This window comes from Brevibacillus jepli (assembly GCF_047229145.1).
GTDB lineage: Bacteria > Bacillota > Bacilli > Brevibacillales > Brevibacillaceae > Brevibacillus.
On sequence record NZ_JBFEFW010000001.1, the window covers coordinates 224,933 to 238,780 of the forward strand.

General features: G+C 47.2%; 12 protein-coding genes. All 12 read left to right on the forward strand.

Annotated elements, in window-relative coordinates; all coding sequences use genetic code 11:
• Positions 1-105 precede the first annotated feature (105 nt).
• The 12 genes from rimO to AB1L17_RS01235 all read left to right on the forward strand — a co-directional run bounded on the left by rimO (position 106) and on the right by AB1L17_RS01235 (position 13,832).
• Positions 106-1,452 (forward strand): 30S ribosomal protein S12 methylthiotransferase RimO, encoded by a 1,347-nt coding sequence (gene rimO, locus AB1L17_RS01180; protein ID WP_412843075.1) that lies wholly within the window; start codon positions 106-108, stop codon positions 1,450-1,452.
• A complete protein-coding gene (gene pgsA / locus AB1L17_RS01185) occupies positions 1,453-2,028 on the forward strand; it encodes a CDP-diacylglycerol--glycerol-3-phosphate 3-phosphatidyltransferase (RefSeq protein WP_017249262.1) in 576 nt (191 codons plus the stop codon).
• Positions 2,029-2,135: 107 nt separating this feature from the next.
• Positions 2,136-3,380 carry a competence/damage-inducible protein A gene (locus AB1L17_RS01190; RefSeq protein ID WP_412843074.1) on the forward strand — a complete coding sequence of 415 codons (1,245 nt, stop codon included), beginning with the start codon at positions 2,136-2,138 and terminating at the stop codon, positions 3,378-3,380.
• A 7-nt stretch (positions 3,381-3,387) separates the two neighbouring features.
• Entirely contained in the window at positions 3,388-4,977 is a 1,590-nt protein-coding gene (locus AB1L17_RS01195) for a DEAD/DEAH box helicase (protein ID WP_412843073.1), read from the forward strand.
• Between the two features lie 166 nt (positions 4,978-5,143).
• A complete protein-coding gene (gene recA, locus AB1L17_RS01200; protein ID WP_412843072.1) occupies positions 5,144-6,202 on the forward strand; it encodes a recombinase RecA in 1,059 nt (352 codons plus the stop codon).
• A 69-nt stretch (positions 6,203-6,271) separates the two neighbouring features.
• Positions 6,272-6,913, forward strand: coding sequence for a RecX family transcriptional regulator (locus AB1L17_RS01205; RefSeq protein WP_412843071.1), 642 nt, complete (start codon positions 6,272-6,274; stop codon positions 6,911-6,913).
• Positions 6,914-7,186: 273 nt separating this feature from the next.
• Positions 7,187-8,728 carry a ribonuclease Y gene (gene rny / locus AB1L17_RS01210; protein ID WP_409174269.1) on the forward strand — a complete coding sequence of 514 codons (1,542 nt, stop codon included), beginning with the start codon at positions 7,187-7,189 and terminating at the stop codon, positions 8,726-8,728.
• Between the two features lie 71 nt (positions 8,729-8,799).
• On the forward strand, positions 8,800-9,594 hold the full coding sequence (locus AB1L17_RS01215) for a TIGR00282 family metallophosphoesterase (protein WP_106780939.1): 795 nt from the start codon (positions 8,800-8,802) through the stop codon (positions 9,592-9,594).
• Positions 9,595-9,712: 118 nt separating this feature from the next.
• A complete protein-coding gene (gene spoVS / locus AB1L17_RS01220) occupies positions 9,713-9,973 on the forward strand; it encodes a stage V sporulation protein SpoVS (protein WP_003385776.1) in 261 nt (86 codons plus the stop codon).
• A gap of 110 nt (positions 9,974-10,083) precedes the next feature.
• Positions 10,084-11,022, forward strand: a complete 939-nt coding sequence (locus AB1L17_RS01225; RefSeq protein WP_412843070.1) for a dipeptidase — start codon at positions 10,084-10,086, stop codon at positions 11,020-11,022.
• A gap of 193 nt (positions 11,023-11,215) precedes the next feature.
• Entirely contained in the window at positions 11,216-12,994 is a 1,779-nt protein-coding gene (locus AB1L17_RS01230; protein ID WP_412843069.1) for a 2-oxoacid:acceptor oxidoreductase subunit alpha, read from the forward strand.
• Entirely contained in the window at positions 12,966-13,832 is an 867-nt protein-coding gene (locus AB1L17_RS01235) for a 2-oxoacid:ferredoxin oxidoreductase subunit beta (RefSeq protein ID WP_412843068.1), read from the forward strand. The genes AB1L17_RS01230 and AB1L17_RS01235 overlap by 29 nt, the downstream gene beginning before the upstream one ends.
• Positions 13,833-13,848 lie beyond the last annotated feature (16 nt).

Below are 13,848 nucleotides of genomic sequence, written 5' to 3' on the forward strand. Positions count from 1 at the left end.
GTATGCTTGCCTTTCATACTTTTGTCTCTTTTGACACTTCCTTTAGGCTTATATTATACTGGATAGGTGTAATATGGGTTGGTGTGACCAAATGGAGGAAAAAAGATGACAGAGAAGGTAGGCACGCGTGAAAAAGTAGCGATTGTTACGCTGGGCTGTGAAAAGAATCTCGTTGATTCGGACATGATGGCCCATCTGATAGATGAAAAAGGCTATGAACTGGTTGATAACCCAGAAGAAGCAACCGTGGTCATCGTCAATACCTGCGGTTTCATCGATGCAGCCAAGGAAGAATCCGTGAATAAGATTCTGGAAATGGGTGAATTGAAGGAATCCGGCAAACTGAAATCGCTTGTGGTGGCAGGCTGTCTCACACAACGTTACAAAGAGGATATCTTGAATGAGATTCCTGAGGTGGACGGCATTGTCGGAACAGGCGATTTTATGTCGATTACGGGTATTATCGAAGAGTCTCTAGAGGGAAAGCGTCCGATTTTTGTAGGAAATCCTATCTTTACGTACGAAGATGTAGTGAAACGGAAAGTGAAGCAAGGCACGTACACTGCATATATTAAAATTGCTGAGGGCTGCGACAACGCCTGTACGTTTTGCTCGATTCCTTTGATGCGTGGCGGATTCCGCAGTCGTACGATCGAGTCCATTGTGGAAGAAGCGCGTCATTTGGCCGCACAAGGGATCGTAGAAGTGAGCTTGATCGCACAAGATTCCACGAACTACGGAACTGACATCTATGACGGAAAGCTCATGCTTCCTGAACTTTTAAACCGTTTGGCAGAAGTCGAGGGCATCGAGTGGATTCGTCTGCACTATGCGTACCCTGGATTTTTCACGGATGAATTGATTCACACCTTTGCTACCAATCCAAAAGTGTGCAAATACGTAGATATGCCTTTGCAGCACTCAGAGGACCATATCCTGAAAAGAATGCGTCGTCCAGGAAGACAAACGGACATTCGTGCGCTGGTAGCAAAAATTCGCGCTCAGGTTCCAGATGTTGCGCTGCGTACGTCTTTGATCGTCGGGTTCCCTGGGGAAACAGAGGAAGACTTCGAGCGTCTATCTGAGTTTGTGAAGGATATCCGCTTCGATCGATTGGGTGTGTTCACTTACTCCAACGAGGATGACACTCCTGCTTCACGTCTGCCTGACCACGTAGACGATGAGATCAAAGAAAAACGAGCGAACATGCTGATGGAAGTTCAGCGTGAAGTAGCCGGAGATCGCAACGGACGCTTTGTTGGTCAAGTGTTGGATGTTTTGATTGAACGTTACGAGGGACGTAACGATATTTATGTAGGTCGAACACAGTATGACGCTCCGGAAATCGATGGTGAAGTATTCGTCTCCGGTTTTAAAGGCGAATTAGGCACCATTGTGAAAGTAAAAATTACACACTCCTATGAATACGATTTAGCCGGGGAGGTAGTCTAGGTGAATCTCGCCAACCGCATCACCCTCGCCAGAATTTTTCTGGTACCGGTAGTTATGTTTTTTATGCTGGTGCGTTACAACATCGGGACATTTTCGATTGGCAGCCTGACGATGACGTATAACGAGCTGATTGCGGCTTTGGTGTTTATCCTAGCAGCCAGTACGGACGGACTCGATGGTTACATTGCGCGGAAAAATAAAATCGTAACGAATTTGGGGAAGTTTCTGGACCCGCTTGCTGATAAACTACTTATTTCTGCAGCACTGATTTCACTTGTAGAGATGCAGCGTCTAGAGGCATGGATTGCGATTGTCATTATCAGCCGTGAGTTTGCGGTGACTGGTCTTCGGCTAGTTGCAGCAGCAGAAGGACAGGTAATTGCTGCGAGTGCATTGGGTAAACTGAAAACATGGGTGCAGATCGTAGCAATTACGGCTGTCATGATTCGCAACTTCCCATTTGAGTTCTTTGGTATTCCGTTCGACGAAGTAGCCACGTGGGCTATGGTAATCATCACGATTTACTCCGGGTACGACTACTTTGCGAAGAATCGTAACGTGATCCAATACTCGTAATGCGGGTATTGGTCTCTTTTTTCACAAGACTCTTCTCTTGAGCGTTTCTAAGTGATAAACTATTAGTTTAGAGGCTTTTCTACTCTCAAAGAGAATGGATGAGGAAGATGAGAGCGGAGATTATCGCGGTAGGTACTGAGCTTTTGTTAGGCCAGATTGCCAATACAAACGCACAGTTTCTCTCTCAGAAGCTGGCGGATATTGGTGTGGGTGTATACTTTCATACAGTTGTGGGAGACAACACGGAGCGATTGCTACAAGTGATTCGACTGGCATCAGGGCGATCTGATCTCGTCATTCTCACGGGTGGGCTTGGTCCTACTCAAGATGATTTGACGAAAGAAACCATGGCGGGGCATGTAGGTATTGGATTGGAAACGAATCCAGTGGCCATGGAAAGAATTGAAAAGTTCTTTTCGCAACGTGGGATTGTCATGACGGAGAACAATCGTAAGCAGGCGCTAGTGCTTTCGGGCAGCCATGTATTCTCAAACGATTTCGGGATGGCGCCGGGGATGGCTATCCGTCATGACAGTAGTACGTTCGTGCTGTTGCCTGGACCACCAAGCGAGTTGTATCCCATGGTGGAGAACTACGTGATGCCTTATTTGACCGGTTTACTTCCTGAAAAGCAAGTGTTTCATTCTCATGTACTTCGGTTCTACGGAATTGGCGAGTCGGCATTGGAGGAGCAGCTACTCGATCTGATTGAAAAGCAGGAGAATCCAACCATTGCGCCATACGCGAAGGAATTCGAAGTCACTTTGCGGATTACAGCGAGGGCAGCTACGGTCGAAGAAGGGGAATCCCTGATTTTGCCTGTAGAAAAAGAGATTCTGGATCGCGTTGGCCAGTATATGTACGGAATGGGCGAGAACTCGTCGTTGCATGCTGTGCTGGTTCAACAGCTGAAAGAGAGCAAGGAGACGATTGCTTGTGCGGAAAGCTGCACAGGAGGAGCGATTGCTTCGTTGATCACTTCCGTACCGGGAAGCTCTCATGTTTTCCGTGGTGGAGTCGTCTGCTACACGAATGAAGTGAAAAATCAGTTGCTCGAAGTACCTGAATCCGTATTGCAAACAGATGGAGCCGTAAGTGAGAAAACAGCTCAATTGCTGGCGGAAAATGTACGAGAAAAGCTGGGAGCCACCTACGGGATTTCTGTTACGGGAGTGGCTGGTCCTGATCCTTCCGAGGGCAAGCCTGTTGGCCTTGTTTATGTAGGGATCGCGGCAGAGGGTATGCCCACAGTTGTAAAAGAGCTGCGCCTGGCAGGAAGAAGGCAGGCAATCGTTGGGCGTGCCGCAAAATACGCGCTGTTTTATGCGCTGCAAATGCAAAAAGAAAGGTGATTTTTTCATGACGATTTTTTCTGATTTTCCTTTACATAAATCTATTCTTCAAGCGATCCACGATATGGGCTTCGAAGAGCCATCGCCGATTCAGGCAGCTTGCATTCCAAAAGTACTGGATGGCGGAGACCTGATTGGTCAAGCTCAGACAGGTACTGGTAAGACCGCTGCATTCGGTATTCCACTCGTGGAAAAAATTTCACCTGCGAACCGTGTACAAGCGATCGTGCTGACTCCGACTCGTGAGCTGGCTATCCAGGTTGCGGGAGAGCTCTTGCGCATTTCGAAATACAACAAAGTTCGTACACTGCCTATCTATGGTGGACAATCGATCGGACATCAAATTCGCGCGCTGCGCCAAGGCGTTCAAATCGTCGTAGGTACTCCTGGTCGTATCATGGACCACTTGCGCCGCAAAACACTGAAGTTGGAGCACGTACATACACTCGTTTTGGACGAAGCGGATGAAATGCTGGACATGGGCTTCATCGAAGATATCGAGACGATCATCACACATATGCCTGAAGAGCGACAAACCTTGCTGTTCTCTGCGACGATGCCGCCAGAAATCAAGCGTTTGGCTACCCGTTACATGAAACAACCGCAAACGATCGCGGTCAGCCGTGAAGAAGTGACGGCGCCATTGATCGAACAGGTATACTACAAAGTATTTGATCGCAACAAGGTAGAGAGCCTCTGCCGTATTCTGGACAGTGAGGATGTCGAGCTGGGTATCATTTTCTGCCGCACTAAGCGCGGTGTTGATGAGCTCTCCGAAGTGCTGCAATCCCGTGGATACCTTGCAGACGGCTTGCATGGCGACTTGTCGCAAGCACAGCGTGACAAAGTAATGAATGCGTTCCGTGAGGGCTCCATTGAATTCTTGATCGCGACAGATGTAGCTGCACGTGGTATCGACGTAGGGAACGTGTCTCACGTAATCAACTACGATATTCCACAAGACTCGGAAAGCTATGTACACCGTATTGGTCGTACTGGCCGTGCAGGTCGCAAAGGAATTGCGATGACCTTGGTTACGCCACGTGAAGTAAGACAAATGATGTTCATCCAAAAGCAAACCAAAGCACAAGTGCTCTCTCGCAATGTTCCTTCCCTGGAGGAAGTAGCTGAGCGCAAGCAAGAACAATTGCGTGAACAGTTGACCAGCCTTTTGGAAAGCGATGCCATTGCAGATATGTATCGAAAGGTAACGGATTCTCTGGTTGGTCAATACCCTGCTGAAAAAGTAGCAGCTGCTGCATTGCACCTCGCATTCCATACCGAAGCGGGACAAGGGCAAGAAGTGGAAGCGTATAACTTTGGCGAGACGGGTGCAGCGAAAGGCATGGTTCGCTTCTTCCTGAATGTAGGCCGCAATGCGAACATGAAGCCACAGGATCTTGTTCGTGAGATCTCTGAATCCGTGGGAATTCCTGGAAAATCAGTAGGTCGCATCGACATTTTCGAGAACTTCACGTTTGTTGAGGTTCCAGAAGAGGTAGCTGCGTTTGTGTACGAATCACTGCGTCAGACTCGTATCAACGGAAAACGAATCAATCTGGAGCCTGCAAAGCCTCGCGGAGCGAAACGTTCCTAATTAGTATAGAAATGAGAAGCAGTCATTTCGCTGGGAATAACCAGGAAATGGCTGCTTTTTTGCGATGCGAATATTTGTTCGCAAAAAATACTTGGCAAACACTTCTGTCTCGATGTATGATGAAGACAAGCAAAACAGAAGCGAAAATTGAAAGGGTGTGTACCATTTGTCAGATCGTCGCGCAGCTTTGGAGAGTGCATTGCGTCAAATAGAAAAGCAATTCGGTAAAGGTTCCATTATGAAGTTGGGAGAAGTATCCAACGTTCAGATTTCTACTGTATCTAGCGGAGCGCTCGCTCTTGATATCGCACTTGGTGTGGGTGGATTCCCACGTGGACGGATTATTGAGATTTACGGACCAGAGTCTTCTGGTAAAACAACGGTAGCGCTCCATGCGATCGCAGAAGTGCAACGTCAGGGCGGTCAGGCTGCATTTATCGATGCAGAGCACGCCTTGGATCCGGTTTATGCTGCAAAGCTGGGTGTGAACATCGACGAATTGCTGCTGTCCCAGCCTGACACAGGTGAGCAAGCACTGGAGATCGCGGAAGCGCTGGTGCGTTCCGGTGCAGTAGACATTATCGTAGTCGACTCCGTTGCGGCTCTCGTGCCAAAAGCAGAGATCGAAGGCGAAATGGGAGATTCCCACGTAGGTTTGCAAGCACGCTTGATGTCCCAAGCTCTTCGCAAGCTGTCCGGTGCCATCAACAAGTCCAAAACGATTGCCATCTTCATCAACCAGCTTCGTGAAAAAGTGGGCGTCATGTTCGGTAACCCGGAAACAACTCCAGGTGGACGCGCATTGAAGTTCTACGCGAGTGTTCGTTTGGACGTTCGTAAAGCGGAATCTATCAAAGTCGGCAACGACATTCTGGGAAGCAAGACGAAGATCAAAGTCGTCAAAAATAAAGTGGCTCCACCATTTAAGGTTGCAGAAGTGGATATCATGTACGGTGAAGGTATCTCCAGAGAAGGTAGCATTCTCGACATCGGTTCTGAGATCGATGTGGTTCAAAAGAGTGGTGCATGGTATTCCTTCAACGAAGAGCGTCTCGGCCAAGGTAGAGAGAATTCGAAGGTATTCTTGAAGGAGAATCCGCACATTGCATCGCAGATTGAAACAAAGGTGCGCGAATACTTCAGCCTTAACCCTGGTTCTGTTCCAGAAGCTGAGCCAGTACATGACCCAGAGCAAGATGAAGAGCCTGCATTTGATCTGGATTAATGGAAAGTAAAACAGCAGCCTGTCGATGAGACAGGCTGTTATTTTAGCTTTGCGAAGGAGTGAATCATCATGAAGAGCGGCCTGATCACTGCCGTTCATCGAGATATTAAACAAAAGCAGCGTTACCATATCGATATAGAAGGCGAGTATGCATTTACCGTACATGAAGACATACTGGTAAAGTACAACCTATTTAAAGGAACAGAATTAGACGAAGCGTTTTACAGCGAAGTCCTTGTAGCAGAAGAGAAGCACAAAGCATATTTAGGTGCTTTGCGATATCTCGGCATACGCCCGCGTACAAGCAGTCAGTTGCATACTTATTTGGTAGAGAAGGGATTTTCGACACAGGTTGCCGAAGAGATATGCCAGCGTTGTGAGGAGCACGGCTACATAGACGATGAAGCATTTGCAAAGCAATGGGTGGATGAGCGATTGCGTTTGAAGCCGAGGAGTCCGTATATGCTGCGTATGGAGCTCACCCAACGGGGTGTAGACAGGACGATCGTAGATGACGCTGTCCGGGGCGTTTCTAGGGAGGCTGAACTAAATGCTGCCCGCGCATTGATAGAGAAGAAGGCGAGACGCATAGAAGGTATACCCACCCCTGATGAAGAACGCAAGCTGCTGTCCATGCTGATGCGTAAGGGATTCTCTCATGCTATCATTCAACAAATGCGTGAAGAATTGCGTCAGAGAAGCGATAGTTAGGGCCAACTCTATTTGCATGATCTTGACAATTCTTGTTCACAAATAATAAAATAGGTTTGTATTTACTTGGTGTATCATATCTTTTTGCGATTTGCTCACTCGTTGCCTATGGAACAACTGAAAAACCGTGCGATAGCTGTACGGATTCAGCGGACCGAGTAAAATCGGTCTTGTTTTTTAGCCGAATGTTCAAATGTGAGAGCACTCCATGAAAAACAAATGCTTGGAAAGCGGGGAGATGTCTTACAATAAGGAGGTGAAACGAAAAAGCCTATGGATCCTATACTTACTGTTGTCATTGTGCTCGTTGCCCTGCTGATCGGCTTGGGTGCAGGCTACTTCACTCGTAAATCGATTGCGGAAGCAAAGATCTCCAGTGCAGAAGAAGCTGCGCGACAGATCGTGGAGGAAGCGAAACGGGACGCCGAAGCCGTTAAAAAGGAGAAGGTGCTGGAGGCTAAGGATGAAGTGTTCAAGCTTCGTTCTGAAGCAGAAACCGAATTGCGTGAGAGGCGCAATGAGATCCAGCGTCAGGAACGACGAATTCTGCAAAAAGAAGAATCGTTGGACCGTAAGATGGAACAGCTGGAACGCAAAGAAGAGGAATTGTCTGAGCGTGACCGTGCCATCGCAGAACTGCAAAGCAAGGTAGAGCACTTATATAAAGAACAAGTTTCAGAGCTAGAACGAATCTCCGGCTTGACGCAGGATGAGGCAAAAACGATCATTCTGACAGATGTCGAGAATACGGTCCGTCATGAAATGGCTGTGATGATCAAGGAGATCGAGACACAGGCCAAGGAAGAAGCGGACAAGCGTGCTCGTGAAATCATTACGACCTCCATCCAGCGCTGCGCAGCAGACCACGTAGCAGAAACAACCGTTTCCGTGGTAACGCTGCCAAACGATGAGATGAAGGGACGTATTATCGGACGCGAAGGACGTAACATTCGTGCCCTGGAGACGTTGACTGGTATCGATCTGATTATTGACGATACACCAGAAGCAGTCATCCTGTCTGGCTTCGACCCGATTCGTCGGGAAATCGCCAAGACAGCGTTGGATAAACTGGTCGCAGATGGTCGCATTCACCCAGCTCGCATCGAGGAAATGGTGGAAAAAGCACGTCGCGAAGTAGACGAGCGAATCCGTGAATACGGTGAGCAAGCAACGTTCGAAACAGGTGTTCACGGCTTGCATCCAGATCTGATCAAGATTCTTGGACGCTTGCGTTATCGTACGAGCTACGGTCAAAACGTTCTAAAGCACTCTATGGAAGTGGCACATCTTGCCGGTTTAATGGCAGCAGAACTGAAAGAAGATGTGAAGCTGGCTAAACGTGCAGGCTTGCTGCATGATATCGGAAAAGCGATTGACCATGAAGTAGAAGGTTCACACGTTGAAATCGGTGTAGAACTGGCTAAGAAGTACAATGAGCATCACGTAGTAGTGAACAGTATTGCGTCTCATCACGGTGATACCGAACCAACTTCCGTCATTGCAATGCTCGTGGGAGCTGCGGACGCTTTGTCTGCTGCACGCCCAGGCGCACGCCGTGAGACATTGGAAACTTATATCAGACGTTTGGAGAAACTGGAAGAAATCTCTGAGTCGTTCGATGGCGTAGAAAAGTCTTATGCGATTCAAGCAGGACGCGAAATTCGCGTGATGGTTCAACCTGATAAGATTGACGATGCGGAAGCTACCCGTCTGGCACGGGATATCACGAAACGAATTGAAAATGAACTTGACTACCCAGGTCATATTAAAGTAACGGTTATCCGTGAAACAAGGGCAGTTGAGTATGCAAAGTAAAGTGGCTGCGTGCCACTTTACTTTTTTTATCGTTATGGAATTGTGTATACTAGCAATGAGGTGATTGGGTAATGAAGCTGTTATTCATTGGAGATATTATGGGCTCGCCTGGCAGAGAGATTGTAAAAACATACCTGCCGTTATTGAAACGAAAATACAATCCTACCTTTATCGTAGCGAATGGAGAAAACGCTGCACACGGTCGTGGCATTACCGAGAAAATTACCAAGGAGCTTTTCGAGTGGGGCGTTCAAGCGATTACGCTGGGTAACCATACGTGGGATCAAAGAGAGATTTTCGATTTTATTGATGATGAGCCGCGGATGATTAGACCAGCGAACTTCCCTGAAGGGGCTCCAGGTAAAGGGATCACATATATTAAGCAGCCAGAAGGTGAGCTGGCCGTCATTAATTTGATGGGACGTACGTTTTTGCCACCGCTCGATTGTCCGTTCCAGATGGCTGACAAGCTAGTAGAGCAAGCACGCAAGCGCACGAAGCTGATTTTTGTCGATTTTCATGCGGAAGCCACGTCAGAGAAGCAAGCAATGTCTTGGTATCTCGATGGGAAAGTAACAGCGGTTGTGGGGACACATACGCATGTGCAAACCGCCGATGAACGTATTTTGCCACAAGGCACCGGGTTTTTGTGTGATGTAGGAATGTGCGGACCGAGTAATGGCATTTTGGGGATGGAACGTGAAGCAGTTATCAAGAAATTTTTGACTCAGCTCCCGGTTCGTTTTGAGGTAGCTCCAGACCCTGCACAACTAAATGCTGTGCTGATTACACTGGATAAAGCGACAGGTCACGCGAAAAAAATGGAACGAATCCGAATTGACTCTGACCATCCGTTTATGGAATAATGGGAATAAGATTAGAATTTTTTGAATCTTTCAAGCGAGTTAGCAGGAATTTTTAGGGGTTATGCGAATATCATTCTAATGATGACAGGATTCCTATCAGACGGGAGGTTCAAAAAGGATGGAAGTATTAAAAGTTTCAGCAAAGTCTAACCCCAATTCCGTTGCTGGTGCCCTTGCCGGAGTTCTTCGTGAACGAGGTGCGGCTGAGATCCAAGCCATTGGCGCTGGGGCGCTTAATCAAGCTGTGAAGGCCGTAGCAATCGCACGAGGGTTCGTAGCGCCGAGTGGAGTTGACCTCATTTGTATTCCAGCCTTTACCGACATCGTGATTGATGGAGAAGAACGAACTGCAATCAAATTAATCGTAGAACCCAGATAATACAACTGCACAAGCTTTACCTGCCTGTTTGTTCGAAGAATGAACAGGTTTTTTCGTTTGTTCAGAAGTAATACCTGAAAGGTTACCGAAAAAGAAGGGGCGTTTTCTATATGAAATTCTTTGATGCGCATAGCGATGTTTTATGCAAGCTGTGGCAACACCCTGAGCTGGACTTTTATAAAGAAGACAAGCTATTGCAATCTGGTTTTGTCGCTCTTGAAAAAGGGAATGTAGACATACAAGTGCTTGCCTGTTTCGTTCCGCCCCAGGTGCCGTATGGTCGGCGTTTTCATACTGTACTAGAGATGATCGATATCTTTTATCAGAAGGTGGCGAGTGATAAATTCCGGCCCATCTACTCAATGGCAGATTTGGATGAGTGCGTATTAAAGGGGCAGAAAGGGGCTATTCTGTTTGTAGAAGGCGCGCACGCATTAGAAGAGAGTCTGGTTCAACTGCGTACGTGGTTCCAGCTTGGTGTAAGAGGTATGACCCTGACTTGGAACCATAGCAATGCCCTGGCAAGCGGCAACGGAGAGCCGAATCCAGGTGGGCTTACCTCATTTGGACGTGAAGTAATAGAAGAAATGAATCGGTTGGGCATGATCATTGATGTTTCTCATTTGGCAGATCCGGGTTTCTGGGATGTTGTTGAATTGTCGAAAGCACCTGTGATTGCTTCCCATTCGAATGTGAGAACGATTTGTAATCACTCTCGTAACCTGACAGATGAACAAATACGAGCGTTGATTGCCAAGGATGGAGTAATGGGATTAACGTTTGTAGATTTCTTTACGGTCGAAGAGAAGCGCAAGGTTTGGATCGATGACCTACTACGCCATTTGGATCACATATGTGCATTAGGTGGCGTCAACAATGTAGCGTTTGGCTCCGATTTCGACGGGATTACAGAGGTGTTTTCTGACCTGACTTCCGCGGCAGATTACTCCCAATTACTAGATGCCTTGTTAAAACGTTATAAAGAGGCGGAAGTATTGAAATTTGTGCAAGGAAATTGGTTGCGTGTTTTCGGAAACGTGCTACAATAAAGCATGAGGATATTAATGTACCAAGTTCAACATTAAAATTCAGGTCAAAAGTAAGTTGAGTAAAAGCACTTGCAATTTGACATGGACAGGACTACAATTGTTACTGTCTATGCACAGAATTGTCACATCTTATCAGTCTTTTCAAGGTGTGATAGGCAGCTTTTCTCACAGTCACTGAAAGGGTGGAATCTGAATGATTAGTCAACTTTCCTGGAAAGTTGGAGGACAGCAAGGGGAGGGCATCGAGAGTACTGGTGAGATCTTCTCGATGGCGATGAACCGGATGGGTTACCATCTGTATAGCTACCGTCACTTCTCTTCCCGTATTAAGGGTGGACACACGAACAACAAAATTCGCGTGAGCACAACGCCTATGCGTGCGATCTCTGACGATCTGGACATTCTCGTAGCGTTTGACCAAGAGACGATCGATTTCAATGCGCATGAGTTGCGTGAAGGCGGCATCATTATCGCGGATGCGAAATTTAATCCAAAGTTGCCGGACGGCTTGAAGCCAGTTCGCTTCTTCACTGTACCACTGACTGAGATCGCTGATGAGTTGGGAACTTCCCTGATGAAGAACATGGTGTCGATTGGTGCATCCAGTGCCATCCTCGGCATTTCAGTGGAAAGCTACCGTCCTATCGTTGAAGATATGTTCCTCCGCAAGGGCGAAAAAGTGGTTGAAAAGAACATGGATGCCATTCGCCGCGGTTTTGATTTTGTAAATGAATTGACTGGTGGTCAACTGCCTGAGTTCCAAATGGAAAAGGCTGATCCACAAAAACAACTGTTCCTCATCGGTAACGATGCGATCGCTCTGGGTGCTGTAGCAGCAGGCTGCCGTTTCATGCCAGCTTACCCGATCACACCTGCTTCCGAGGTAATGGAATACTTGATTAAAAAGCTGCCTAAATTGGGCGGTACTGTTATCCAAACAGAAGACGAGATTGCTGCTGTAACAATGGCAATCGGTGCTAACTTCGCGGGTGCTCGTTCCTTGACTGCTTCTGCAGGTCCTGGTCTGTCCCTGATGATGGAAGCGATTGGTCTGGCTGGTATCACGGAAACACCAGTTGTAATCGTGAACACGCAGCGTGGTGGTCCATCTACCGGTATGCCTACCAAAATCGAGCAATCCGATGTGAATGCTATGATCTATGGTACGCATGGTGACATTCCAAAAGTAGTTATCGCGCCAAGCACAGTAGAAGAGTGCTTCTACGATGCAGTTGAAGCGTTTAACATTGCGGAAGAATACCAACTGCCAGTTATCCTGATGACAGACTTGACTCTGTCCTTGGGTAAACAAACTGTTGTGCCATTTGATTACAGCAAAGTAGAAATCCGTCGCGGAAAACTGCTTGCTGGACAAGAATTGCCAGAAAAAGAGCAAAACGACCTGTTCAAACGTTATGAAGTAACAGAAGACGGCGTTTCTCCTCGTGTAATTCCTGGTCAAAAATACGGTCTGCACCACGTAACTGGTGTTGAGCATGATCAAACTGGTCGTCCATCTGAGAATGCTGCAAACCGTATTCAACAAATGGATAAACGTATGCGCAAAATGGAAGGCGTACTGAAAAACTTCAAAGGCGCTGTAACAGCAGATGCTCCTCACGCTGATGCGGATGTCCTGGTTGTGGGTATCAACTCCACAATTGGTACCATTCAAGAAGCAAAAGGCCGTCTGGAACAAGAGGGAATCAAAGTAAACCATGCACAAATCCGTTTGCTGCATCCGTTCCCTACTGAAGAAATCAAAGCACTCGTGGACAAAGCGAAGAAAGTTGTTGTTGTTGAGCACAACATCCAAGCTCAAGTAACAAACCTGCTCAAACAACACGTTGGAAACGCTGAGAAAATCGAGTCCGTGCTTAAATATGATGGTAACCCATTCCTGCCGAAGGAAATCTATGCTGAAGTGAAGGAGCTGGTAAAACATGGCGACTATGAAAGAGTTTCGAAATAACGTAAAGCCAAACTGGTGCCCAGGCTGTGGAGACTTCTCCATCCAAGCGTCTATTCAACGCGCTGCAGCGAACGTTGGTCTGGAACCTGAAAATCTGGCGGTTATTTCCGGTATCGGTTGTTCTGGTCGTATTTCCGGTTACATCAACTGCTATGGTTTCCACACGATTCACGGACGTTCCCTGCCAATCGCACAAGGTGTGAAAATGGCGAACCGCGAGCTGACAGTTATTGCAGCTGGTGGTGACGGGGATGGATTCGCGATCGGTATGGGTCATACTGTACACGCTATCCGTCGTAACATGAACGTTACGTACATCGTAATGGATAACCAAATCTACGGTCTGACAAAAGGTCAAACCTCCCCGCGTTCCGCGACTGGTTTCGTGACCAAGTCTACACCGGCAGGTTCCATCGAGTCCTCCATTTCTCCAGTTGAACTGGCGCTGTCTGTTGGTGCGACATTCGTTGCTCAATCCTTCTCCAGCGATCTGAAGGGCTTGACTGAACTGATCGAAAAAGGTATCCAACACGAAGGCTTCTCCTTGATCAACGTATTCAGCCCTTGTGTAACCTATAACAAGGTAAACACGTATGACTGGTTCAAAGAGAACATCGTACCAGTAGACACGATCGAAGGATACGATCCACATGACCGTATCAAAGCAATGTCTACTTCCATGCAATACAAAGGCCTGATTACAGGTCTGATCTACCAAAACACTGAGCAAAAACCTTACGAAGCTCTCGTAAATGGCTTCAAAGAAGAAGGTTTGGCTAACCAAGACATTCGCTTGTCTGAAGAAGATTTCGCGAAATTGGTTAAAGAATTTGCTTAAGTTTGATAGAACGAAA

Excerpts from the sequence above, each read along its gene's own strand:
- AB1L17_RS01225 (WP_412843070.1), top strand. The coding sequence starts at position 10,084 with ATGAAATTCTTTGATGCGCATAGCGATGTTTTATGCAAGCTGTGGCAA.
- AB1L17_RS01235 (WP_412843068.1), top strand. The coding sequence starts at position 12,966 with ATGGCGACTATGAAAGAGTTTCGAAATAACGTAAAGCCAAACTGGTGC.
- AB1L17_RS01195 (WP_412843073.1), top strand. The coding sequence starts at position 3,388 with ATGACGATTTTTTCTGATTTTCCTTTACATAAATCTATTCTTCAAGCG.
- AB1L17_RS01190 (WP_412843074.1), top strand. The coding sequence starts at position 2,136 with ATGAGAGCGGAGATTATCGCGGTAGGTACTGAGCTTTTGTTAGGCCAG.
- AB1L17_RS01230 (WP_412843069.1), top strand. The coding sequence starts at position 11,216 with ATGATTAGTCAACTTTCCTGGAAAGTTGGAGGACAGCAAGGGGAGGGC.
- AB1L17_RS01215 (WP_106780939.1), top strand. The coding sequence starts at position 8,800 with ATGAAGCTGTTATTCATTGGAGATATTATGGGCTCGCCTGGCAGAGAG.
- AB1L17_RS01205 (WP_412843071.1), top strand. The coding sequence starts at position 6,272 with ATGAAGAGCGGCCTGATCACTGCCGTTCATCGAGATATTAAACAAAAG.
- spoVS (WP_003385776.1), top strand. The coding sequence starts at position 9,713 with ATGGAAGTATTAAAAGTTTCAGCAAAGTCTAACCCCAATTCCGTTGCT.
- rny (WP_409174269.1), top strand. The coding sequence starts at position 7,187 with ATGGATCCTATACTTACTGTTGTCATTGTGCTCGTTGCCCTGCTGATC.
- rimO (WP_412843075.1), top strand. The coding sequence starts at position 106 with ATGACAGAGAAGGTAGGCACGCGTGAAAAAGTAGCGATTGTTACGCTG.